Origin of the sequence: Mariprofundus sp. KV (assembly GCF_013387475.1) — a bacterium.
Lineage (GTDB): Bacteria > Pseudomonadota > Zetaproteobacteria > Mariprofundales > Mariprofundaceae > Mariprofundus.
On the sequence record NZ_VWNB01000009.1, the window covers coordinates 1 to 21415 of the forward strand.

Here is a 21415-nt window from a genome sequence, read left to right on the forward strand (position 1 = left end):
TACCAGTGTGCTGGAGGGGATGAACAATCGCATCAAAGTCATAAAGCGAATGGCATACGGATACCGTGATAACGAATACTTCTTTCTCAAAATCAAAGCAGCTTTTCCCGGACTTCCGCGATGAACCAAAATTTTTGAGCCACTATTCACAACCAAGGCCAGGGGCGAGGGAACAGGTCTTGGTCTTTCCACGGTGAAAGGGATTGTTCAGTCATTCGGCGGTTGCATTGAACTGGTGAGTGGTGGCCCCGATAAGGGCGCATGCTTTAGCTTGTTGTTGCCTTTGATTGAGGGACGGACGGCTCTGATCAAATCCAACGTTATGCAGCCGGTTGAAGGAGATGGAGCGTGGATTCTTCTCGTGGATGACAGAGAGGATGTTCTTGAAACATATACACTAATACTTGAATCTCTTAATTATCAGGTGATCGCTGCTGCTGGAGGAGAAAAGGCCATTGAGCTCTTTACCCTACACAGGGAGAGGATTGCGCTTCTTGTTACAGACGTGGTTATGCCAAAAATGAGCGGTCCGGCTTTGGCAGGAGAGCTTCGAAGGATGAAGCCTGAACTTCCAGTTATATTTGTCTCGGCGAATAGTTTTGCTGATGATCAATCCCTTGTTGTGGAGAATAGTAGCTTCATCAGGAAACCGTTTTCTATTGAGGATATCAGTTATCAAATAGCGACCATTTTAAATGTGGCGTGAGTGATTATTTCTGGATGAACCTCAGTATTATCTAACTTCCTTGATTTCGATTAAGGCGGTGGCATTATTCGCCTCCGTTTTGCAGAGGGGTAAGGCTCGGTCTTACTCCTTTTTTGTTAAAACGCTGTGCGAGGATGGCGGAATTGGTAGACGCGCTGGTTTTAGGTACCAGTACCTTTGGTGTGGGGGTTCGAGTCCCCCTCCTCGTACCATGTTTTAGGAAAGATCTGAAAAACTACTTCCATGTGGTTTTTCAGTAAGCCAAGGTAAAAGTGTCGTTTTACCTTGGCTTACAAAATCAATCACCTATGTGCTTGATTTTGGCAGGCCATCCGTGGCCTGCATGGATGCTCTGAATCATTAAGGGTGTCCTATTATATAGTAGAAGGTGATCCTGCCCTCTGCTTGTTCAGTGATCAGTAGCAGGTGAGACCCTGCATATTTGGAGATGGCAATGATTCAGACAGAAGTGAAATCCCTCGGTAATAATGAGCATGAAGTGCACGTGGTAGTGGCGCAGAGCGAATATGATCGCATCTATGCTGAGCAGACCAAAAAGGTGATGCAGAAAGCGAAACTTCCGGGATTTCGTCCGGGCAAAACCCCCAATGGCGTGATTAACAAGCAGTTCGGCCCCCAGATTCGTGAGGATACCATCTCTGAATTGATTCAGGCGCACTTTATCGCTGCCATTGAGTCATCCGGTCTGACCCCCGCTGTGCAGCCACAGCTGCAGATTGTACCTGCACCGGCTGAGGGTGGGTTCGCATTCACCATGAAGGTCACCACATGGCCTGATGTCTCCCTGAATGCCCTGGATAAGCTGAAATTTGAGACAACCACCGTTGAAGTGCATGACGCTGATATTGATCAGGTGATTGAGCGTCTGCAGAAGTCGCAGGTGAAGTTTGAGGCAGAGGCAGAGCGTCCTGCACAGACAGGTGATCAGCTGCATATCGATTTCGTAGGCTCCATTGATGGTGAAGAGTTTGCAGGTGGTAAGGGTGAGGATGTGCCGCTGGTACTCGGCGAGGGTCGTTTTATCCCCGGTTTTGAAGAGCAGCTGACTGGCAAAAAAGCCGGTGATGATGTGATGATTGAAGTCACTTTCCCGGCCGACTATCAGGCTGCCCATCTGGCAGGCAAAGCCGCAAGCTTTGCTACTACTGTTAAATCTGTAGGTAAACCGCTCACCGCTGACAATGAAGATGAGCTGGCCAAGATGCTCGGTTTTGATGATGCGGCCGCGCTGCGTGAAGATGCCCTCAACCGTCTGACTGAAGAGGCGAAAGAGGCCTCTTATCAGACGACCCGTGAAGCGGCACTTGATGCGCTGCTTGAAGCCAATGCCATTGAGCTGCCTGAGGCGCTGATTGAGCAGGATGTGAAAGAGACTGCAGTGCGCGTGGGTCAGAACATGAAGCAGCAGGGGCTGGAAGTTACCCCTGAAATGTTTAAAGACGAAGCCTTCAATGCTGAGATTCGCACGCGCTCCGAGCGTGGCCTGAAGCTCTCCGTGCTACTGCAGGAGGTGCGTGACGCAGGTGCTTTGACGCTTGATGATGAGGCAGTTGAAGAAGAAATTGATCGCCAGTCCAGCCAGTATCCTGAGGCCCAGCGTGGCCAGTTTAAAGCGTGGATCAAGTCACAGAAGGATCAGATGGCTTCTCTGCGTGATGCGCTGCTGGAGCGTCGTTGTGTCGATTATATTGTTGCCCAGGCCAAGACAAAAGCTGTGACCAAGCCACTTTCTGTCTGGCAGGCAGAACTGGAACAGTAACAGTCCAGGCACCCTGTCTCTGAAAAGGGCCAGGGTGTTCTTTTTTATCATAGTGGACGGCTTTGCGAGCCTTTGGCAAGCTGCGTGCTATGACTTTTGCCAGCCTATGCCTTATGCTGGGCCGCAAAATTGTTGATCGATTGTGATAAAGGAGAGTTTATGAATCTGGTTCCGGTAGTTGTGGAGCAAACTGCACGGGGAGAGCGTTCCTACGATATCTACTCCCGTCTGTTGAAAGAGCGGATCATTTTCCTTAATGGTCCGGTTGACGATCACATGTCCAATCTGATTATCGCGCAGCTTCTGTTTCTGGAGTCTGAAGGGCCGGATAAGGATATCTTTATCTATATCAACAGCCCCGGCGGACTGGTGACTGCCGGTCTGGCTATCTACGATACCATGAACTATATCCGCTGTGATGTATCAACGCTCTGTGTTGGTCAGGCAGCGAGCATGGGAGCGCATCTGCTCTCAGCCGGCACCAAGGGCAAACGTTACGCACTGCCCAATGCCCGTATTATGATCCATCAGCCACTGGGTGGTTTTCAGGGTCAGGCGACCGATATCGAAATTCATGCGCGTGAAATTCTTAAGCTGAAAGATCGCCTGAATGAGATGATGGCTGAACATACCGGCCAGCCGCTGGAGAAGATTACAGATGATGTGGAGAGGGATTACTTCCTCACTGCACAGGAAGCGGAAACATACGGTTTGATTGATAAGGTGCTGACTTCACGCGGTGAAGTGGCTACTGGAGGTTCTGATGGCGTCACAGAGTAACGGGGGAGATAACACGCTCTACTGCTCGTTCTGTGGTAAATCACAGCACGATGTAAAGAAGCTGATTGCCGGCCCAACTGTTTTCATCTGTGATGAGTGCATCGAGCTGTGTAACGAAATTATCGTTGAAGAGCTCTCCGGTGAGCCGAAAGAGGGTAAAGAAGAGGGCGGCCTGCCCAGGCCGCATGAGATTAAAGCCTTTCTGGATGAGTATGTCATTGGACAGGAGTCATCCAAGCGCCTGCTCTCGGTAGCGGTCTATAACCACTATAAACGCATTGCGCACAATGAGAACTCTGATGTTGAGATCTCCAAATCCAATGTGCTGCTGCTGGGGCCGACCGGTTGCGGTAAAACACTGCTGGCTCAGACGCTGGCGCGTGTGTTTGATGTGCCGTTTGTGATGGCGGATGCCACAACGCTGACTGAAGCCGGTTATGTGGGCGAAGATGTCGAGAATATCATTCTCAAGTTGCTGCAGGCAGCCGATTACGATGTTGAAAAGGCGCAGCGTGGTATTATCTATATTGATGAGGTGGATAAGCTTTCCCGTAAGGCTGAAGGACCATCGATTACGCGCGATGTCTCCGGCGAGGGTGTACAGCAGGCACTGCTCAAGCTGATTGAAGGCACGGTTGCTGCCGTACCTCCGCAGGGTGGCCGCAAACATCCTCAGCAGGAGTTTATGCAGGTTGATACAACCAATATTCTGTTTATTCTCGGTGGTGCATTTGCCGGCCTGGAGAAGCTGATAGAGGTGAAGGGTAAACCCCGCTCCATCGGTTTTGGTGCCGATGTGGTGGCTGATAGCGAGAAAGATATCGGTGTGATCTTGAGCCAGGTGGAACCGGAAGATCTGATCAAGTTCGGCCTGATTCCTGAACTGGTGGGGCGTCTGCCTGCTGTGGCAACGCTGAGTCAGCTCGATAAGGATGCACTGCTGCGCATTCTGACCGAGCCGAAAAATGCACTGGTAAAGCAGTATGCTGCACTGATGAAGTATGATGATGTTGACCTCTCCTTTACCGATGACGCGCTTGAGGCGATTGCCGAAAAGGCGATTCTGCGTAAAACAGGCGCACGTGGCCTGCGCGCTATCATGGAGTCGGTGATGCTGGATGTGATGTATGATATTCCAAGCATGACCAATGTTGAGAAGTGTGTGGTTAATCGCGAAGCTGTTGAAAACAAAAGTAAACCGGTTCTGATGCTCAAAGGAGATCAGGATGATCAGGTGGCAGAGGCTGCTTCCTGATCTGTCACTGTAATTGATTATGGTTTTCATTCCCTGCGGCTTGCCGCAGGGTTTGTGTTTCTGGCTTAAGGAGTAACAGGTGGCTGAATTTTCCAAAGAGAAGCAAGTTGAGGTGACGCAGGAGGTAGAAGATATTCTGCCGGTACTGCCGCTCAGAGACATTGTGGTCTTTCCGCACATGATCGTGCCGCTTTTTGTCGGACGTGAAAAATCGGTCAAGGCGCTGGAAGATGTGATGGGTAGCGGCAAGAAGATTGTGCTGCTGGCGCAGAAAGATGCCCAGCATGATGATCCCGGTGCCGATGATCTCTATCAGATCGCAACGATCGGTAATATTCTGCAACTGCTTAAACTGCCTGATGGTACCATCAAGGTGCTGGTTGAAGGTGGCGAGCGTATCTGCATTGATGAGATGTTTGTTGAGGGTGATTTTCTGCGTGCCCGCTTCTCCCCGATGCAGGAGATGGCTGAAGATGAGCAGGAGCTTGATGCTGTAGCCCGCTCATTGGTCAATAAATTCGAATCCTATGTGAAGCTGAATAAGAAGTTGCCTCCTGAGGTGATGGTCTCTGTATCTGCCGTGGATGAGGTGGACAAGCTTGCCGATACCATCGCAGCACACCTGAACCTGAAGCTTGAAGATAAGCAGGAGCTGCTGGAGCTGCGCAGTGTCACCGGTCGCCTTGAACGCCTGTATGGTCATATGGAAGATGAGATGGAGCTGCTGCAGGTGGATAAACGCATCCGTGGCCGCGTTAAGCGTCAGATGGAGAAGAGCCAGCGCGAGTATTATCTCTCTGAGCAGATGAAGGCGATTCAGAAAGAGCTCGGTGATGAAGATGGTGAGAGCGATCTGCTCAAGCTGGAAGAGAAGATCGAGAAGCTGGGCCTGAGCAAGGAGGCCAAGGCCAAGGCTGAGGCTGAGTTTAAACGTCTGAAGATGATGCCTGCGATGAGTGCTGAAGCGACAGTGGTGCGCAACTATCTCGACTGGCTGATCGATATCCCATGGAAGAAGCGCTCCAGGGTAAGCAAGGATATCAGTGCGGCTGAGAAGGTTCTGGAGAACGACCACTACGGACTGGAGAAGGTGAAGGAGCGTATCCTTGAGCATCTGGCGGTGCTGCACCTGGTACGTAAAATGAAAGGGCCGATTCTCTGCTTTGTAGGCCCTCCGGGTGTGGGTAAAACCTCACTGGCGCGCTCTATTGCGCGGGCAACCAAACGTGAATATGTGCGCATGAGTCTGGGCGGTGTGCGTGATGAGGCCGAGATTCGCGGCCATCGTCGCACCTATATTGGCTCGATGCCCGGTAAAGTGATTCAGTCGATGAAGAAGGCAGGCACGAAAAACCCGCTCTTCCTGCTCGATGAGATCGATAAGCTGGGCGCTGATTTCCGGGGTGATCCATCCTCCGCACTGCTTGAGGTGCTGGATCCGGAGCAGAACAGCACCTTTAATGACCACTACCTGGAGGTTGATTACGACCTCTCCGACGTGATGTTTATTACCACGGCCAACAGTTACAATATTCCCGGGCCTCTGCTTGATCGTATGGAGATCATCTCTATCTCCGGGTATACCGAACATGAGAAGCTGGAGATCGGCCGTCGTTATCTGCTGGAGAAGCAGCTTAAGAATCATGGTCTGGATGAGAGTCAGCTGGTGATCGAAGATGATGTGCTGACAGAGATTATCCGTTACTACACGCGTGAAGCCGGCGTGCGCGGCCTCTCCCGTGAACTGGCCAAGCTCTGTCGCAAAGTAGCGCGCAAGCTGGTTCAGTCAGCAGGAAAAGAGCCTATTCGTGTTGCGGCAAGTGATGTTGAGGAGTTCCTTGGTGTTCGTAAATACCGTTTCGGTCTGGCTGAAGAGCTGGATCAGGTGGGTGTGGTGACCGGACTTGCCTGGACTGAAGTTGGCGGCGAACTGTTGCAGATTGAAACCGCACTGATGCCGGGTAAGGGTAAGCTTACAGTGACAGGGCAGCTTGGCGATGTGATGCAGGAGTCGATTCAGGCAGCGCTGACCTACGTGCGCTCACGCGCCTCTGAACTCGGGTTGAAGCCTGATTTTCATCAGAAAGTGGACATCCATGTGCATGTGCCTGAAGGCGCTATTCCTAAGGATGGTCCTTCAGCAGGTCTGGCCATGGCAACCTCCATTGTTTCAGCGCTGACGGGCATTCCTGTTAAACGCAATGTCTGCATGACAGGGGAGATTACACTGCGTGGCAAGGCGCTGCCGATTGGTGGCCTGAAAGAGAAGCTGCTGGCTGCCCATCGCGGTGGTTTGACCGAAGCGATTATCCCTGAAGAGAATGAAAAAGACCTGAAAGATATTCATAAGGATATTTTGCAGGGATTGAGCATTCATATAGTGCCAAACATGGATAAAGTGCTAGAACACGCCTTGACTCGCTTGCCTGCAGGTATGAGTATGTCCGGGAATTTTGTGCCGGGGAGCGTTGGCGATATCTATCTGGATGACAGCTCAACGGTGGCGCATTGAAAATAGAGAAATAAATCAAAAATACTGGTTGACAGGATATGGGGTCTATTGCTTATAGTTCGCGACCCATTGAACGCAGCGGGAGGAATGAATGAATAAAGCAGATTTGGTAAACCACGTGGCCGCATCAGCGGACCTTAGCAAGAGTGCAGCCGGTGATGCTGTCGAAGCAGTTCTGAGCGGCATTTCAGGCGCTCTGGCTGGCGGCGATTCAGTAAGCATCGTTGGTTTTGGTACTTTCTCAGTAGCGGAGCGCGCAGCACGTACAGCACGCAACCCACGTACTGGCGAAACTATCGAAGTAGGTCCTTCTAAGGCTCCTAAGTTTAAAGCCGGTAAAGCTCTTAAAGACGCAGTTAAGTAATATCTGAGAGCAGCACATTTTGAGAGGCAAGGGCTTTAAGCCCTTGCTTTTTTCGGGCGCTTAGCTCAGCTGGGAGAGCAACGGCCTTACAAGCCGTAGGTCGCAGGTTCGAACCCTGCAGCGCCCACCATATATTAGGCTCTGTGCATCTGATGCAGAGCCTTTTTTCTGGTCAACTTATTATTAGTTGATTTTAGGGGAGTAAGTTATTACTTTGCGCCCCGACCGCTGGAGCGGTAGTTCAGTTGGTTAGAATGCCGGCCTGTCACGCCGGAGGTCGCGGGTTCGAGTCCCGTCCGCTCCGCCACATAGTGAGCCCCTGTTCGCGGGGGCTCTTTTTTAATCCGGCAGAAGTTTTTTCTGCTGAAGATGGGCGCTTAGCTCAGCTGGGAGAGCAACGGCCTTACAAGCCGTAGGTCGCAGGTTCGAACCCTGCAGCGCCCACCATCTTGAAAAGCACTGATTACCACTACGGAGCGGTAGTTCAGTTGGTTAGAATGCCGGCCTGTCACGCCGGAGGTCGCGGGTTCGAGTCCCGTCCGCTCCGCCACATAAAAAAAGGCCCCCGATGCACTAGCATCGGGGGCCTTTTTTTATATTGCTGCTCGGATGACGATGAGAACCTGATTGGGTCGACGAATTGGCAGGAAAGCCAATTCGAACGTCACTAAGTGACGGCCCGAAGGGTGGAGGGCAGGAACCCGACATTGTCCCGTCCGTTCTATGGCACATTAAGCTTCAGGCTTTTATCTCGGGTTTATTTGCTTTCCGGCTTCAAATTACTGTGTGTATCCAACCCGCGCTGAATCTGATCAGCACGCTGCTTGTAACCAAGTGAACGAAGTGTGCTGATGAGCTGCTGACGGGTTTGTTTAGAGGGGTCTATAGCCAGACTACGCTGGTAGGCGGTGAGCGCCTTCTGCTGCATTCTGGAGTCGCGCAGGATATCGCCATAAATGCGCCAGCAGGGGGCGCAATCGGGTAGCAGCCTTGTGGCTTTGTCTCCCTGTTTTATGCCATGGTCTGCAAGTTTGTGGCGTGACTGGAATGCCGCATAGTGAAGGTAGGCGTAACCGTTAAGCGGATCAGCTTTCAAGGCTTTGCGATGTTGTGTCGTGGCTTGGGTAATGTTGCCCTGCTGCTCAGAGATTGCTGCCAGCATATACCACGGTGTCGCCTCATGTTTTAGCACAGTGGTTCCCTTCTCAAGCCACTGCTGTGCCTCGCTGGTTTTGCCTGACTCTTTCAGTGCTGATGCAAGATTGGCCAGGCTGGGCAGATGCCAGCTGGTGGCTAAATTCTCACGGTATAGAGATATGGCATCGGATGTGTGGCCGGACTGTTCCAGGAGAATGGCCAGATTGTAGCGGGCTTCGACATTATCCGGCCGTATACGAAGCTCTGATTCAAGGGCGCGGCGTGCTTCTGTTGTCTGTCCTGTTTCAATGAACCGTTGAGATGCCTGGAAGGGGGGGTCTGCCTGCGCTGAGAGGGGCGCAAGTGCAACAATGAAAAAGGGCGCAGCCAGTGCAAAGGCACTTAACCACCAGCTTGATTTATTTGTGCGAAGGCGCAATGCCCATCCTGCCTGTAGTCATCAGCATCTCTTCCATCTTCTCCTGTCTGGCCCGTTTGCTGGCTTTGATCTCGGGTTTCTCGGCCATCAGTTTCCATGGATTGCGTCTGATATCATCGGAGAAGTTTTCAAGGTTTTCAGATGTTTTGCGCAGCTCGAACAGGGTGCGATAGAGGTTTTCACGGTTATCAAGCAGCGTGGTATTCAGGGCTTCAGAAGCCTTTGCCCCCTCTTCAAAGAATTTTCGGCTGGCACGGGTTGTTTGTGGCAGATCATGCTCCAGTTTCTGCAGCAGGCGCTGAAGAGATGTGGTGACCTCTTTTACTTGTGATCTGTTCTCTTTGATCATCAAGGTCATCTCCTGAGTCGCGGTATTGATATTGGCAATGACCTGCTGGAAGGATTCGCGACCCTGGCTGTTTCTGCTGCCGGTCAGCGACTGGGTAAGTTGTTTGATATCATCGGTAATGCCCGATGCTTTAGCGATGAAGGTGTTGATATCACCGGCCGGATCAGAAGGAATAATGGCGCCATCTGGAAGCGTCTCCTTATCTCCGGGAGTAGCAGTAAGGCCGAGATTCTTTTCACCAACAAGGCCGCGACCGATAATGCTGGCGCGGGTCGACGCGGGCAGCAGAACACCGGGATTCAGTGCGATTTTAACAACAGCACGACCACCCCTGAGATCGATCTCCTGTACAACACCGACCTTCACACCGGCCATGCGCACGGGGGACTGGATATCAAGACCCAGAATATCATCAAACTCAGCCTCTACGATATTGTCGTCCTGTTTCGGCCATGCGATATCACCGATTTTTCCAGTGGCGAAAGCGAGAAGCAGCAGGGCGGCAAGTACAAAGGCACCAAGGCGTGCGTGGGGATTCATCGTTGAATGGCCTCCTCCATCTGTTTGCCCCAGCCGCTGCAGTTGATCGGCCCTTCAGCGCGTCCCTCAACGAGCTGGCGGAGCATGGGATCCTGATCCGAGTCTAGCTGGTCAGAGGGGATTTGCCTATGCACACGACCATGACAGAGCAGGGCGATCTGATCGCTGATCATGGCGGCGCTCTTCATGTCGTGGGTGATGCTGAGGATGGTGGTGCCGGAATCTTTGTGCAGGCGCAAGATCAAGCGGTTGATCACGTCGGACATAATCGGATCAAGCCCTGTTGTCGGTTCATCAAGAAAAACGATATCCGGTTTGTGGCAGATGGTGCGCGCAAGGCCGACGCGTTTGGCCATGCCACCGGAGAGTTCAGAAGGCATGAGATCCTCAATCTTGTGCAGTCCGACCCACTCCAGTACCTCAATGGCACGCTGTTTGGCTGTTTTTTTATCTACACCCTGACGCAACAGGGCAAAGGAGACATTCTCCCAGACAGGCAGTGAGTCGAACAGCGCAGCGCCCTGAAAGAGCATGCCGATACGTCTCATGCGTGCCAGATGTTCGTGCTCAGTAAGGGTTAGCCAGTTTTCTCCATCTACGAGAATCTCACCTGCATCAGGCTTGAGAATGCCAAGAATGCATTTAATCAATACGCTTTTTCCGGTTCCTGACATGCCGATGACGGTGGTGGAGCGGCCCGGCATGATGTCGAGATCGACACCATCAAGAATAACCTTCTCACCAAAGCGTTTGGATAGGCCGCGAATGCTGATGCGGGGAAGCTGGCTTTGGTTCATCCGAACATCCAGGCGGTGAGGAAGTAGTCGGCAATCAGGATGCTCATGCAGGAGATGACCACAGCACGGGTGGTGGCGATGCCGACGCCTTCAGCGCCACCCTTGCAGTTAAAGCCCTCAGTGCAGCCGACAATGCCAATCAGCAGGCCAAAGAATGCAGCCTTTACGAGGCCGGAGTAGAAATCGGAAAGCTCCATATACTGTGTGGTGTTCTCAATATAAACAGCCGGATTCTGGTCAAGCAGATGGACGCTGATGGCATAACCGCCATAGATGCCGACAAAATCTGCAACAATGACCAGCAGCGGCATCATCAGGGTAACAGCGATCAGGCGTGGAATGATCAGATAACGAACCGGGTCGGTGGAGAGAGTCCAGAGTGCATCGATCTGCTCGGATACGCGCATGGTGCCCAACTCCGCAGCAAAGGAGGCGCCGATTCTGCCTGCCACCATAAGTCCTACCAGAACCGGGCCGAGTTCACGCACGACCGACATCGAAACAACAAGGCCGGTCAGGCTTTCGGCAGAAAAACGGTGGAAGACAATGTAGGACTGCAGTGCCAGCACCATACCGGTGAACAGGGCGGTGAGCAGTACAACCGGCAGGGATTGCACGCCAACCTGCTCAGCCTGCTGCAGGAGCATACGCAGGTGCCAGGGTCTGGTGCTCATTCTGCTGACCGCGCGGGCAAAGGTGTGGGCATAGAGCCCCAATCTGATGCAGAGACCCTCAACGACTTTACCGGTTGCCGTCAGCATATTGATCACACTAGGGCCTGTTAACGCTGATTTTGCTTGCAGCGGCGAGGTCATTTTTTCGCTCCTGCAAGGCATTGTGAGCGTAATGTGCTTGTTGCACATCAGCGAGCAATAACACAGCAGGATGGGAAAATGGCCCGCCCCGTAGGGCTGCGTGCCAAATGAGGCTATTCAGCGTTCCTCGTTGTTCATTTGGATTTACCAAACTGCACTCCTCGCGCCTTGACTGGCCTCATTTATCACTGCAGCGCTTCAATCAAAATCAGTATTAACAGGCCCTTACTCTCCTTACCCGTTCGCCAATGCCGGTGAACAGGGTATAACTTATCGTGTCGATCAGTGTAGCCACGTCATTGGCAGAGATGTGTTCACCCCAGAACTCCACCTTATCCCCCGCTTGCACCTCACTGTTACTGATATCAACCATAGTATAGTCCATGCAGACGCGTCCGATAACCGGATATTTCCGGCCACGAATAAAAACAGCGCCCTTATTGGATAGTGAGCGAGGAATACCATCAGCATACCCCATGCCGATAACGGCAATGCTCATCGGTTGCTCTGCAGTGAAACTGGCACCATAGGAGACTGCATCACCGGGTTGTATGTCGCGGCGCTGCATCACCTCGCCGGTCAGAGTCATTACCGGTTTTAGTCCCATGGCTTGATCTGCAACAGGCTCTGCACCATAGAGTGCAATGCCCGGCCTGACCACTTCAAAGGTGTAATCAGGCAGGGAGATTAAACCCGCACTGTTGAGCAGTGATTTCGGTGTCTCTGGTGCGAGATGATTACAGATCTCGAGGAAGCTGTTGGCCTGCGCGAGATTCATCGGATGCTCCACTTCATCGGCACAGGCAAGGTGTGACATGAATCCGCAGATGTTCACTCCGGTCTGTCGGGCTAAAGCGAACAGTGCAGCAGGGTTCTCAGCGCCAAGCCGGTTCATGCCGGAATCAAATTTCAGCCAGATTTCACCGCTGAAGCCGACACTGGTCAGTAATTTAATCTGGTGTGACTCGGTGATGACAGGCGTGAGGTTGTGGTCGATGCATAGTTCGGCATCATCCATGTCGAACAGCCCGGAGAGCAGGGTGATTGCGGCGGTTTCCGATTCACCAATGATGGCACGCAGCTCCGAACCCTCGCTGGCATCGGTAACGCCGAAGTTTCTGCACCCCTCTTCAAACAGGGTGGGGGCAACCAGATACTGCTCGTGTCCATAGGCATTGGCTTTCACCACGGCCATGATTTTACTGCTGCCAGCTCTTCTCTTGAGCAGGCGATAGTTATAGCGCAGGTGATCGAGATTAATTTGTGCAATGGCAGGGCGTGACATGCTGGAATCATGTCTGAAATCCTCGCTGCGTTAAAGACGTTTGTATGATGAAGAGATCTTCAATGCCTTAATTGGGGGATAACGGAGGGTTCTAAATCTGTTATCATTCGCTGAAGTTATTCAGGCGATCATGTGATGAGGAATACATTTATTAGCCGTGTTTACATCAAACTGCATGCCTGATGATTTTACTCTTGAGCGGATGCCTGCTTGTTGCGTAATGTTTTCTCGACTATAAATAGACATGGAATGTGGATGGTCAGGAGGGGCTTTGAAAGGGATTATATTAGCGGGAGGATCAGGTACACGCCTGCATCCATTAACGCTCTCAGTCAGTAAACAGCTGATGCCGGTGTATGACAAACCAATGATCTACTACCCGCTCTCCACCCTGATGCTGGCAGGTATACGTGAAATCTTGATTATATCGACGCCAACAGATTTATCGAACTTTGAGCGACTACTTGGCGATGGCTCGCAATGGGGCGTGAAGCTCTCATATGCTGAACAGCCTAGCCCTGATGGGCTGGCACAGGCATTTACCATAGGCCGGGATTTTATTGGGGATGATTCTGTCGCCCTGATCTTGGGGGACAATATTTTCTACGGACAGGGCATGGTCAAACAGCTGCAGCTTGCTGCCGGGCAGTCTTCAGGCGCGACGGTTTTTGCATATCGGGTGAGGGACCCTGAGCGCTATGGTGTGGTCGAGTTCAAGGATGGGCATAAAGCCGTCTCTATTGAGGAGAAACCGGAAAAGCCTAAGAGCCACTGGGCGGTTACAGGCCTCTATTTTTATGATAATAGTGTTGTTGATATCGCTGCAGCATTGAAGCCATCTGCTCGCGGTGAACTGGAAATAACCGATGTTAATCGCGCCTATCTGGCGAACGGGACGCTGCGGGTTGAACCCCTTGGTCGCGGTGTTGCATGGCTGGATACAGGCACCCATGAATCACTGCTGGATGCAGCTCGTTATGTTGAAATTATTGAGAAACGACAGGGGTTGAAAATTGCCTGTCCGGAAGAGATTGCATGGGAGGAGGGTTATATCTCTGATAAAGAGTTGGCGGAACTTGCTGAACCTCTGAAAAAAAATGCATATGGGCAGTATCTAATCCGCCGTTTGACTGAGGGTAAGTGATGAATGTGATAGAGACAGCCCTTCCAGGCGTGCTGATTATTGAGCCGGAGGTGTTCGGGGATGCGCGCGGTTTTTTTCTCGAAACCTTTCATAAACAGAGATATGAAGAGGTGGGCATCCCGGGTGAGGGGCTGGAGTTTGTGCAGGATAATCACTCGCGTTCAAGAAAAGGGGTGTTGCGTGGCCTGCATTTTCAGCTAGAAAACCCTCAGGGCAAGCTCGTTTCGGCCGGAACCGGGGCGGTGTTTGATGTCGCAGCTGATGTGAATCCTGATTCACCTACCTTTGGTCAATGGGTGGGTGTTGAGTTGTCGGAAGAGAATCACAGGCAGTTGTGGATTCCGCCTGGTTATGCGCATGGATTCTGCGTACTCTCAGATATTGCTGATTTTCAGTATAAGTGTACGGCACTGTATCATCCCGAATCCGATGCAGGCGTGGCCTGGAATGACCCTGATCTGGATATTAAGTGGCCAATTGAAAGCCCGCTTCTGTCTGAGAAGGACAGGGCGCTGCCCAAATTGACTGAGGCCAAAAGAGAACTGCTGCCGTGAGACTTCTGATTACCGGATCAAAAGGCCAGCTTGGTACTGAATTGATCCGCCTTGGTTCAGACCATGAGCTACTGGCTGTGGACTATGATACACTGGATATCACAGATGCAGATGCTGTTATGCGTTGCATGGATAACTTTCATCCTGACGTAGTCATCAACGCGGCAGCCTATACTGCCGTGGACAAGGCTGAGATGGATGTGGATATCTGTTTTGCTGTCAATCGTGATGGCCCGGAAAATCTAGCCAAAGCCTGCGAACAGGCTGGAATTCCTCTTGTTCATGTCTCCACCGATTATGTCTTTGATGGTTCTAGGCAGGCTGCTTATGTTGAGTCTGATGCTGTGGCGCCACTGGGCGTCTATGGGGCAAGTAAACTGGCAGGTGAATTGGCGGTACAGCACTGTTGCTCGCGCCACATTATTCTGCGTACCAGCTGGGTGTTTTCGGCGCATGGTAATAATTTTGTTAAAACGATGCTGCGACTTGGATCTGAAAGGTCTGAGCTGGGCATTGTTGGTGATCAGCATGGCTGTCCGACTTCAGCATCTGAGCTGGCCCGTGCCATCTATGCGCTAGTGGAATCAGATCCGAATGAGTCTGTCTGGGGTGTTTACCACTTCTCTCAGCCTGCGCCGACGACATGGTTCGGATTTGCCGAGGCTATATTTTCTGAAGCCAGTGGGCAGGGTATGGATATGAAAGTTTCAACCCTGAAGGCCATTGCCACAAGTGAATATCCTACGCCTGCAAAACGACCGGTTAATTCAGTGATGGATTGCTCAAGGTTTTCTCAGGCATTCGATTTTACCATCAAGCCATGGTCTGAATCATTACAGGAAGTAATTAAGGAATTGAAACATGTCTGACTTTAAACCCAAGAGCATACTGGTTACAGGTGGCGCCGGCTTTATCGGCTGCAACTATGTGCGTTATATGCTGGCCAGTGATCCGAGCGTTCGTATCGTCAATCTTGATCTGCTTACTTATGCAGGCTCTCTGGATAATCTGAAAGATTTGCCAGACGAAGACCGTCATACCTTTGTTCAGGGTGATATTTGTGATCGGAAGTTGATCGACCGGCTGCTGCGCGAACATGAGATTGATACCATTGTCCACTTTGCCGCTGAATCACATGTCGACAATTCGATTTCCGGCCCTGAAATCTTTGTCAAAACCAATGTTCTGGGCACCTTTACGCTGCTTGAAGCAGCACGACAATACTGGTTGGTCGAAAAAACCCTGGCAGCTACTGAGTGTCGCTTTCACCATATCTCTACTGATGAGGTGTACGGGACGCTTACAGCTGATGATCCAGCATTTAGTGAAACCACACCCTATGCACCGAATTCGCCCTACTCAGCCAGCAAAGCGGGCTCTGACCATCTGGTGCGCGCCTATTTCCATACCTATGGGATGAGCGTGACAACGACCAACTGCTCGAACAACTACGGTCCTTTCCAGCACAGTGAAAAGCTGATTCCGACCATTATCCGTAACTGTGTAAATGGCACTCCAATTCCTGTTTATGGCGATGGCTCCAATATCCGTGACTGGCTCTATGTTGAGGATCACTGCTCAGGAATTGATGCTGTTATCCGTAGAGGAACATCGGGTGAGGTGTATAATATCGGCGGTATCAATGAGTGGAGTAATATTGATATTGTGAAATGTATTTGCGGGCTGATGGATGAATATAGGCCTGAGCATGCACCGCATGAGGAGCTAATTGTATTTGTCACAGATCGGCCAGGTCATGATTGGCGTTATGCTATTGATGCCACAAAGATGGATCATAATCTGAGCTGGACGCCAGCCGAGACTTTTGAGATGGGGGTCAGGAAAACAGTTGAATGGTATTGCAAGGCAGGGTCCTCATTGTAGATGTTTACTAATTGCAGTTACGATTTGTTATTTTGTAGTCTACAATCAGATGATTGTGAAAGGATGGGTTTGTGACGATAGCATTGATTACTCAGGTCAAGATGGGTCTTATCTGGCAGAGTTGCTACTCTCCAAGGGTTATGAGGTGCATGGCATTAAACGCCGCGCTTCATCTTTCAAGACTCAGAGAGTGGGGCATATCTATCAGGATACGCATGTTGAAAAGATGAACGTTGTACTCCATTGCGGTGATCTGACTGACATATCAATGCAATTACTCAAGATGAAACAAGATACGGTGCCGTTCCGGCTGATATACTTTGCGGTCTTGGTCTGAGAAGGGTGGTTGGTGATTTTGTATCAGTGAATGGTCACAGTCCACCGTTCATTTTTTTTGGAGGGGGCTATCCATGTCTCTGCATGTCGATGATATGGCAGGCGCGTGGATCTTCCTGATGCCTAATCATATGTCACAAGTGATTTATTATCACCTTTTCAATGTAGGCAGCGGATCGGATGCCACGATTTGTGAGTTGGCTGGATTTGAAAAGAAGTGCTTACTTGATATCCAAATAGTAATAAGGAGAAAATGACATTTATGATATCCAAACCACCAAGCTTTCAGCAACATCAAGATGACCCATTTAAAAGTGTGGACAGTGGGGTCCTAGATTTATGGGGTTGCATTGTAGCGCAAAAGAAGATGGTTTTATTGGTTGCAGCTCTTGTTGCCTTAGGGGCGTTGGCATTTTCATTCCTGATTAGCCCTGTGTATCAAGCTTCCATTACAATTTTTCCACCGTTGTTGTCGAATGTTCAGCAACTCGATGGTGTGAGTATCAAAAAGGCAGGGGTGGGGGCGAAAGTTGATGAAGTTGATGAAGTTGATGAAGTTGAAGATCCGACTGAAATGGCATTCAATGCTTTTAAGAGAAATATTCATTCTAAAATGTTGATGAAGGGATTTTTCGAAGATCGTCAGCTTCTGAAAGGTTATTTGGGAGGAGATATAGGAGAAGTCGGCCACTTTTCAGAAGAGAAAATTCTTAATGAATTTTATGGTTCATTTTTGATCGAGGTTTCACCAAAAAATGCTACTTATGATTCAATAAAGGTTGATTTTTTATTCAAGGATAAAGATAAAGCTGCAAGCATATTGAATGACTTTGTTGGTTATGTCCTGAATGCAACCAGGGATCAGTTAGTAGATGAGCGGTTGTCGAAATTAGCCGCTATGAAATCACAACTGGAGCTTCAAGTGCAAAGTATGCAATTTGGTGCAAAAAGAACTCGAGAAGATAGGATTGCAAAATTGGAAGAAGCCTTGTTGATTGCTAGGCAGTCAGGGATTGTTGATTCGGAAATCAATGGGGCTGCAAATGATCTCTCTATGGAGTATATGCGTGGTGCTAAAGCGATATATGCCGAAATTCAAATCCTGAAAAACCGTAAGGCTGATGACCCTTTTATCGAAGGTCTAAGAGAAATTCAGGGTGAGGTTGCATACTTGGCGTTAATTTCAATAGATCCAAGTCGGATTCTCCCTGCTCGAGTAGATATGGCTGCAGCAATTCCAGATTCACCTATAAAGCCTAAAAAAATGTTAATTGTTGGGGCAGCTGTAGTTGTTGGGCTGATGTTAGGGATCTTTTTAGTATTGGTTCGGGGTGTTATGCAAAAACGTCGCGATCAGTTGTAGTAAGAGGGAATTGGTGATTTTAGTTTTCTCTTTATCTCTTTTTTTTAACCATGGAAGTAAGGTCTGATAGTAAAATGAGATTTTCACCTTCATTATTGTTGAAGCAGGCAGCAGGTGGCTTTGTTGCTAAAGTGGTTGGTGCGGGAATCGCATTTTTAGTAAGTGTGTTATTTGCTAGACATCTAGGGCCGGAGGGTTTTGGCGTGTATGCGATGACCATGACTACGGTAAATATTATTGCCACGATTGCAATGCTCGGATTGCCTATGCTATTGGCACGCCAAGTTGCTATTTATTCGGAAAGTGAACAATGGGGCTTATTGAAAGGTATTGTGCTAAGGGGGCATCAGTGGGTAATCGTCGCGGTTGCGATTATTGTTGTACTGTGTGCCATCGGGATGTTTTTTTTCGTGCCCCAATCATGGTTGCTGGTTTCAATGTTGGGGATGCTTTTCTTGCCTTTGCTCGCTCTTAATCAGATCAGGGCAGGGGTGTTGCGAGGGCTGCACTTTGTAGTATTAGCTGATATTCCAGAGCTTTTTCTTCGTCATTGTTTGGTTCTGGTGTTGATTTGTACGGTGGTTTATTTTACAGAATGGGATATTTCTGCTTCAGGGGCAATTGGGATCCAGTTAATAGCAGTGCTGATTACCTATTTGTTTGGTATATGGTTGCTGAGAGAGAAAATGCCTGTGCAGATAGCCCATGTTTCCGCAGATTTTGAGGATAGAAGATGGTTTAGTGCGGGAGCAACATTTTTAGTTATAGCGCTCGTAACTGTAGTAGAAGGACAACTTTCTTTGTTGATTTTAGGAGGTCTTGCAGGGCCTGAGTTTGCAGGCCTATATCAGGCTGCCGTTCAACTTGTGAGTCTGGTGGTTTTTGGTCTGTTTGCGGTTAATATGTCGCTACAACCGAAACTTGCTGCAGCATGGTCAGTCGGCGATAAGCAAAAGGTGCAGGGGTTGGCTAGTGAGGCTTCTCGCCTAGGGGTGCTGGTTGCATTGCTAGCAGGGGGAGGGTTGTTAGTGTTCTCGGAACAGGCTCTAGCTCTATTTGGAGCCTCATATCTGGATGCTGCTCCGGCATTGAGGGTTTTGGTGATAGGGCATATTCTCAATGCATTTGCTGGTTCATGTGGGATGGTCTTGGTGATGACAGGATATCAGCGAGAGTTTTTACGGGGTATTTTGATTGCATTAATGGTCAATGTGACATTGTGTTTTGTTCTAATTCCTTATTGGGGTGTTATTGGTGGAGCTGTGGCTGCATCAGCTGGGTTGGTTACATGGAATGCATACCTTATGGTTCGGGCATTACAGTTAACGGGAATAAGGACTGCTTTTTCTATGAGGAAGAATTATGTATAAGCGATTGAAGGCCATGATGCCTGATTGGGTGAAGCATGCGTACCGAAAGATCTTTGGGAAACATGGAGTGCAAGGTGTAGGCAGGCCTCTAACCGTTCGTGAATCAGATGTGTTTATTGTATCTTACCCCAAATCAGGGAATACCTGGACCAGATTTATTATTGGTAACCTTATATCTGAAGACGAAGTGAACTTTTTGAATGTGGAGAGTCGTGTTCCGGATATCTATGTGTTGCCCGATTCTGATTTGAAGAAGTTGAAAGGTCCGCGTATTATAAAGAGTCATGAATACTTTGATCCGCGATATAAAAAGGTCATTTGTATTGTTAGGGATCCACGAGATATTGCTGTGTCTTATATGCATTTTCTCAGGAAAATGGGTTGGATTCCTGCTGATTCTTCCATGGAAGCGTTTATAGATAAGTTTTTGGATGGAAGTTTAGACTCCTACGGTTCGTGGGGGGATAATGTGGGCAGCTGGTTGGGAGCAAGGGCTGACGATGATGGCTTTTTGTTGCTTCGTTATGAAGATATGTTGGCTGCGCCAGGAGAAGCTTTAGAATCAATTTCTTTATTCTTGGGCTTGAATGCAAGCCAGGAGCGAATTGAGAGAGCAATTGAGCTGAGCTCATTTGATCGGATGAGATCGCTGGAGAAAGATTGGAAAATCATGAGTCAATCCGACAGTAAAACTTCATTCATGCGTGCGGGAAAAAAAGGGGAAGGGGTAAAAGAACTCCCTAGGTCTACAATAAATGAGATTGAAGAAAAGTGGGGGGGCATTATGGGCAAGCTCGGGTATTTACCTGTGGGTGTTCAGGATTCACCCTCACAGCTTAAAAAGGAAAGTTAGAGGCTGTCTCACCTATGAAGCTGTTCTGAGGACTTGAGAAAGGAATATACTTTTCGTTTAAAGCAGAGTGATAATTTTGTAACTAGTTTGGGTTTATGAATAGATGATGAATGAGAAGCCCATTTTATTGATTGCTTGTTGGCTAGGATAATTATTATGTTGAATAAAGATAAGGTGCATCCTGTTGCGGATTCATACTGCCCATCGTGCCATTCAGATGATGTTACCTGCATAGGTAAAATACCGGCTAGTGGTTCTTTTGGTGGCCGAGTATTGGAACATGCTATTGCCGGGGCTTATTTATTTCGATGTGAATCATGCCAATTGTATTTCCGATATCCAAAGCTTCCCACTCAAAAACTGGAAGAATTATATCAATTGGCAGTTAATGAAAGCTGGTCGACAACCTTTACGGAGAGAGTTGACTGGGTGATTGCCTCTCAATGGATTGGGGGCTCTCATGAGTTTGGTGATGTGCTTGATATCGGATGTAATGATGGGGTTTTCTTAACAGGATTAGGGGATGAGTATTCTCGATATGGTATAGAGCTAAATGCTGATTCTGCAAAGCGGGCAGAAGAGAGAGGGGTACAAATAATTGGCCAGCATTTTGAAGATGTAATGAAGCAAACGAGACATGGATTTGATGTAATTACAGCATTTGATGTTATTGAACATGTTGAGGATCCTTTGTATTTCATGCAATTGATTGCTGATAAGCTGAATGAAAATGGTGAGATTGTTATTTCAACTGGCAATACTGCATCAAAGACTTGGACCTTTATGGGAAGTAAATATTGGTACTGTCACTATCCCGAACATATAACTTTTATTAACCCTGAATGGGTCAATGGTGCGGCTCAGAAGCTGGGCTTAAGGGTTGTCGATATGGCTCTTTTTTCTCACTCACGATCTTCAATGTTGTTTAAGGTGTCTGAAGTATTAAAGAATTTAATGTACATGTGTTTTCCATCTTTAACTGGCTGGTTGAGAATCAAAGGTTTCGGTGCAGTTAACGTAACAAATCATCGGGAGTTGGTTGATCAGCCCCCAGGCTGGGTTTCGGCAAAGGATCACATTATTATCAGGCTCCAAAAAATGACTAACTAGTAAACATGCTTTAATGTATCGTAAATATAATATCATTCAGGA

At 49.2% G+C, this 21415-nt stretch carries 21 protein-coding genes, 5 tRNA genes and 1 pseudogene; 22 read left to right on the forward strand and 5 right to left on the reverse strand.

Features of this window, described 5'->3' with window-relative positions; all coding sequences use genetic code 11:
- From F3F93_RS08375 to F3F93_RS08430, 12 genes are all read left to right on the forward strand, one after another.
- On the forward strand, positions 1-124 hold a 124-nt coding region (locus F3F93_RS08375; protein WP_176958067.1), incomplete at its 5' end, for a transposase.
- A gap of 6 nt (positions 125-130) precedes the next feature.
- Complete coding sequence (locus tag F3F93_RS08380) at positions 131-706, forward strand: response regulator (RefSeq protein WP_347239238.1); 576 nt, start codon at positions 131-133, stop codon at positions 704-706.
- Between the two features lie 128 nt (positions 707-834).
- A tRNA-Leu gene (locus tag F3F93_RS08385) sits at positions 835-918 on the forward strand.
- 242 nt (positions 919-1160) lie between these two features.
- Positions 1161-2486, forward strand: a complete 1326-nt coding sequence (gene tig / locus F3F93_RS08390; protein ID WP_176958735.1) for a trigger factor — start codon at positions 1161-1163, stop codon at positions 2484-2486.
- A 159-nt stretch (positions 2487-2645) separates the two neighbouring features.
- Positions 2646-3266: an ATP-dependent Clp endopeptidase proteolytic subunit ClpP gene (gene clpP, locus F3F93_RS08395; RefSeq protein WP_176958736.1), complete on the forward strand. Its 621-nt coding sequence runs from the start codon at positions 2646-2648 to the stop codon at positions 3264-3266.
- Positions 3250-4521 carry an ATP-dependent Clp protease ATP-binding subunit ClpX gene (gene clpX / locus F3F93_RS08400; RefSeq protein ID WP_176958737.1) on the forward strand — a complete coding sequence of 424 codons (1272 nt, stop codon included), beginning with the start codon at positions 3250-3252 and terminating at the stop codon, positions 4519-4521. The genes clpP and clpX overlap by 17 nt, the downstream gene beginning before the upstream one ends.
- Before the next feature lie 79 nt (positions 4522-4600).
- The gene (lon, locus tag F3F93_RS08405) at positions 4601-7033 is read left to right on the forward strand and encodes an endopeptidase La (RefSeq protein ID WP_176958738.1); all 2433 of its coding nucleotides are present in this window, start codon (positions 4601-4603) and stop codon (positions 7031-7033) included.
- A 91-nt stretch (positions 7034-7124) separates the two neighbouring features.
- The gene (locus F3F93_RS08410; protein WP_176958739.1) at positions 7125-7397 is read left to right on the forward strand and encodes an HU family DNA-binding protein; all 273 of its coding nucleotides are present in this window, start codon (positions 7125-7127) and stop codon (positions 7395-7397) included.
- A 54-nt stretch (positions 7398-7451) separates the two neighbouring features.
- Positions 7452-7527, forward strand: a tRNA-Val gene (locus tag F3F93_RS08415).
- A 100-nt stretch (positions 7528-7627) separates the two neighbouring features.
- Positions 7628-7704 (forward strand) — tRNA-Asp (locus tag F3F93_RS08420).
- A 64-nt stretch (positions 7705-7768) separates the two neighbouring features.
- Positions 7769-7844: transfer RNA gene (locus tag F3F93_RS08425), tRNA-Val, on the forward strand.
- 26 nt (positions 7845-7870) lie between these two features.
- A tRNA-Asp gene (locus F3F93_RS08430) sits at positions 7871-7947 on the forward strand.
- A gap of 207 nt (positions 7948-8154) precedes the next feature.
- On the opposite strand, the gene F3F93_RS08435 is transcribed toward F3F93_RS08430, so the two are convergent.
- From F3F93_RS08435 to alr, 5 genes are all read right to left on the reverse strand, one after another.
- On the reverse strand, positions 8155-8973 hold the full coding sequence (locus F3F93_RS08435; RefSeq protein ID WP_206675404.1) for a tetratricopeptide repeat protein: 819 nt from the start codon (positions 8971-8973) through the stop codon (positions 8155-8157).
- Entirely contained in the window at positions 8954-9862 is a 909-nt protein-coding gene (locus F3F93_RS08440; protein ID WP_176958740.1) for an MlaD family protein, read from the reverse strand. Before F3F93_RS08440 ends, F3F93_RS08435 begins: the two co-directional genes overlap by 20 nt.
- Positions 9859-10659, reverse strand: coding sequence for an ATP-binding cassette domain-containing protein (locus tag F3F93_RS08445; protein WP_176958741.1), 801 nt, complete (start codon positions 10657-10659; stop codon positions 9859-9861). Before F3F93_RS08445 ends, F3F93_RS08440 begins: the two co-directional genes overlap by 4 nt.
- Positions 10656-11474 (reverse strand): ABC transporter permease, encoded by an 819-nt coding sequence (locus F3F93_RS08450; RefSeq protein ID WP_206675405.1) that lies wholly within the window; start codon positions 11472-11474, stop codon positions 10656-10658. Before F3F93_RS08450 ends, F3F93_RS08445 begins: the two co-directional genes overlap by 4 nt.
- A 214-nt stretch (positions 11475-11688) precedes the next feature.
- Positions 11689-12759, reverse strand: coding sequence for an alanine racemase (alr, locus tag F3F93_RS08455; RefSeq protein ID WP_176958742.1), 1071 nt, complete (start codon positions 12757-12759; stop codon positions 11689-11691).
- 271 nt (positions 12760-13030) lie between these two features.
- Between alr and rfbA the strand changes: the two genes are divergently transcribed.
- The 10 genes and pseudogenes from rfbA to F3F93_RS08505 all read left to right on the forward strand — a co-directional run bounded on the left by rfbA (position 13031) and on the right by F3F93_RS08505 (position 21373).
- Entirely contained in the window at positions 13031-13903 is an 873-nt protein-coding gene (gene rfbA, locus F3F93_RS08460) for a glucose-1-phosphate thymidylyltransferase RfbA (protein ID WP_176958743.1), read from the forward strand.
- A complete protein-coding gene (gene rfbC, locus F3F93_RS08465; protein ID WP_176958744.1) occupies positions 13903-14457 on the forward strand; it encodes a dTDP-4-dehydrorhamnose 3,5-epimerase in 555 nt (184 codons plus the stop codon). The genes rfbA and rfbC overlap by 1 nt, the downstream gene beginning before the upstream one ends.
- On the forward strand, positions 14454-15326 hold the full coding sequence (gene rfbD / locus F3F93_RS08470) for a dTDP-4-dehydrorhamnose reductase (RefSeq protein WP_176958745.1): 873 nt from the start codon (positions 14454-14456) through the stop codon (positions 15324-15326). The genes rfbC and rfbD overlap by 4 nt, the downstream gene beginning before the upstream one ends.
- Positions 15319-16341 (forward strand): dTDP-glucose 4,6-dehydratase, encoded by a 1023-nt coding sequence (rfbB, locus tag F3F93_RS08475; protein ID WP_176958746.1) that lies wholly within the window; start codon positions 15319-15321, stop codon positions 16339-16341. Before rfbD ends, rfbB begins: the two co-directional genes overlap by 8 nt.
- A 49-nt stretch (positions 16342-16390) precedes the next feature.
- Positions 16391-16636, forward strand: a pseudogene (locus F3F93_RS08480) (GDP-mannose 4,6-dehydratase); the annotation flags it as partial.
- A gap of 115 nt (positions 16637-16751) precedes the next feature.
- Positions 16752-16934 (forward strand): hypothetical protein, encoded by a 183-nt coding sequence (locus F3F93_RS08485; protein ID WP_176958748.1) that lies wholly within the window; start codon positions 16752-16754, stop codon positions 16932-16934.
- A 5-nt stretch (positions 16935-16939) separates the two neighbouring features.
- On the forward strand, positions 16940-18040 hold the full coding sequence (locus tag F3F93_RS08490) for a Wzz/FepE/Etk N-terminal domain-containing protein (protein ID WP_176958749.1): 1101 nt from the start codon (positions 16940-16942) through the stop codon (positions 18038-18040).
- Positions 18041-18114: 74 nt separating this feature from the next.
- Positions 18115-19410 (forward strand): flippase, encoded by a 1296-nt coding sequence (locus tag F3F93_RS08495; protein WP_176958750.1) that lies wholly within the window; start codon positions 18115-18117, stop codon positions 19408-19410.
- A complete protein-coding gene (locus tag F3F93_RS08500; protein ID WP_176958751.1) occupies positions 19403-20263 on the forward strand; it encodes a sulfotransferase domain-containing protein in 861 nt (286 codons plus the stop codon). The genes F3F93_RS08495 and F3F93_RS08500 overlap by 8 nt, the downstream gene beginning before the upstream one ends.
- A 156-nt stretch (positions 20264-20419) precedes the next feature.
- Entirely contained in the window at positions 20420-21373 is a 954-nt protein-coding gene (locus F3F93_RS08505; protein ID WP_176958752.1) for a class I SAM-dependent methyltransferase, read from the forward strand.
- Positions 21374-21415: the final 42 nt, after the last annotated feature.

Coding starts and splice junctions, on each gene's coding strand:
- tig (WP_176958735.1), top strand. CDS start 1,161: ATGATTCAGACAGAAGTGAAATCCCTCGGTAATAATGAGCATGAAGTG.
- clpP (WP_176958736.1), top strand. CDS start 2,646: ATGAATCTGGTTCCGGTAGTTGTGGAGCAAACTGCACGGGGAGAGCGT.
- clpX (WP_176958737.1), top strand. CDS start 3,250: ATGGCGTCACAGAGTAACGGGGGAGATAACACGCTCTACTGCTCGTTC.
- F3F93_RS08410 (WP_176958739.1), top strand. CDS start 7,125: ATGAATAAAGCAGATTTGGTAAACCACGTGGCCGCATCAGCGGACCTT.
- F3F93_RS08440 (WP_176958740.1), bottom strand. CDS start 9,862: ATGAATCCCCACGCACGCCTTGGTGCCTTTGTACTTGCCGCCCTGCTG.
- F3F93_RS08445 (WP_176958741.1), bottom strand. CDS start 10,659: ATGAACCAAAGCCAGCTTCCCCGCATCAGCATTCGCGGCCTATCCAAA.
- F3F93_RS08450 (WP_206675405.1), bottom strand. CDS start 11,474: ATGACCTCGCCGCTGCAAGCAAAATCAGCGTTAACAGGCCCTAGTGTG.
- alr (WP_176958742.1), bottom strand. CDS start 12,759: ATGTCACGCCCTGCCATTGCACAAATTAATCTCGATCACCTGCGCTAT.
- rfbC (WP_176958744.1), top strand. CDS start 13,903: ATGAATGTGATAGAGACAGCCCTTCCAGGCGTGCTGATTATTGAGCCG.
- rfbB (WP_176958746.1), top strand. CDS start 15,319: ATGTCTGACTTTAAACCCAAGAGCATACTGGTTACAGGTGGCGCCGGC.
- F3F93_RS08485 (WP_176958748.1), top strand. CDS start 16,752: ATGTCTCTGCATGTCGATGATATGGCAGGCGCGTGGATCTTCCTGATG.
- F3F93_RS08490 (WP_176958749.1), top strand. CDS start 16,940: ATGATATCCAAACCACCAAGCTTTCAGCAACATCAAGATGACCCATTT.
- F3F93_RS08495 (WP_176958750.1), top strand. CDS start 18,115: ATGAGATTTTCACCTTCATTATTGTTGAAGCAGGCAGCAGGTGGCTTT.
- F3F93_RS08500 (WP_176958751.1), top strand. CDS start 19,403: ATGTATAAGCGATTGAAGGCCATGATGCCTGATTGGGTGAAGCATGCG.
- F3F93_RS08505 (WP_176958752.1), top strand. CDS start 20,420: ATGTTGAATAAAGATAAGGTGCATCCTGTTGCGGATTCATACTGCCCA.